2 protein-coding genes and 1 pseudogene are annotated in these 1428 nt (G+C 57.6%); all 3 read right to left on the bottom strand.

Annotated elements, in window-relative coordinates:
* Positions 1-97 (bottom strand): transposase (locus QRN60_RS26115; protein WP_284767277.1); only part of this gene is annotated, 97 nt, incomplete at its 3' end.
* A gap of 80 nt (positions 98-177) precedes the next feature.
* Positions 178-574 (bottom strand): annotated as a pseudogene (locus QRN60_RS26110) (IS5 family transposase); the annotation flags it as partial.
* Positions 575-749: 175 nt separating this feature from the next.
* A partial coding sequence (locus tag QRN60_RS26105; RefSeq protein WP_284767276.1) for an IS3 family transposase occupies positions 750-1428 on the bottom strand: 679 nt, incomplete at its 5' end.

Raw genomic sequence — 1428 nt, 5'->3', positions numbered from 1 at the left:
TTCCTGCCTTGCGGCAGACCTCGCCGATCGGCGTGCCATCCTCTGCCTGCTTCAACACGAATGCAATCTGCGCTTCCGAAAACTTCGAGGCCTTCATCGAATTCTCCTCTTTTTCCCACCAGGGATCATAAGTGGAAAATTCCAGTTCTAAATGGCCCAATTTAACGGGGGCACGTCACCCGAAATTCCGCCGCTTTCCGTGTGGTTTTCACGCTCTGGCTGTCGATCACGCCCGTAGACGGCGAAGCTTCCCGGTCTTCCAGCTCGCGCGCCTCCATCACAAGGTGATGGTTGATCCGTCCCCATAAACCCGTCGCTCGCCACTCGTAAAAACAGGCCTGCACAGTTGTAAACGGCGGAAATCGTTGGGCAGCATTCGCCACTGACAACCCGTCGAAGTGATGTAGAGCAACGCATTCATAACCTCGCGAAGATCGGTGCTGCGCGGCCTGCCCAAACGCCTTGGTCCAGGTAGGCAGGGCGAGATCAATCCCCATTCCCGGTCCGTCAGGTCACTCGCATAGCGGCGCGCGCGTCGTACATATTGCCGACGGGTGAAATCAGTCCAACCCATCGTGGTCTCCGTTCGTCCTAAGCAAACAAACAGAATCACAAATGACTGATTTTACTCAACTATTTTCGGTCAGGCTCTGAGGTTGTAGCCGCAGTGAAACTGACCATGCGTGCCGCCAAGTTATTGTCTCACCCGGCAATTGGTGGAGTGCTCCCCGTTTCACCGGACAGGTCGGCTAGATTGATTTAGCCCTGATGAACTGCCGAGGGGAAGCCATCTTGAGCGCGGAATGAGGATGGATTTCATTATAGTCCTCGATCCATCCGTCAATGAGCCGGATCGCTGTTTCTGCGTCCGGTAGTGCTGCGATCCGGATATAATCCCGCTTCAGGGTTTTGACGAAGGCCTCCGACATGCCGTTCGACGGTGGGCTGGCGACCGGCGTGAAGCAGGGCGTCAGATTGAGTGCTTGCGCAAACAGCCTCGTGTCCCGCGCCGTATAGGCTGAACCATTGTCAGACAGATGCTCGATAGCATTCGGGGCTCGGGTTGCATGGAAGCGTTTCTCGACCGCCTCCAGCATCATGTCGCGGACGTCCGAGCCGGATATTCCGGCATTGGCGAGCGCCGTCCAAGCGATGATCTCCCGGTCGAAGGCATCGATGATGAAGGCGAGACGAATGACCTCGCCATTCCAGCAGGTGAACTCCAGGCCGTCCGAGCACCAGCGCAGGTTGGAGCGCATGACCATGACCTTGCCATCGTGGAGGCGGCCCTTGCGAACGGCTGTGTGCTTCTCCAGCAGCATGGCGTGGTTGCCCATGATGCGATGGACCCGTTTGGCGTTGACGACAGGCTGATCGGCGGCTCGCCTTTCGCGATTGAGGAGCGCGGCGATCCGCCGATAGCCATAG

This window comes from Agrobacterium sp. CFBP2214 (assembly GCF_030209895.1).
In the GTDB taxonomy this organism is placed as follows: domain Bacteria; phylum Pseudomonadota; class Alphaproteobacteria; order Rhizobiales; family Rhizobiaceae; genus Agrobacterium; species Agrobacterium radiobacter.
Note: the sequence above shows the minus strand (reverse complement) of the source record. Positions and strands in the feature narration are given on the sequence as shown.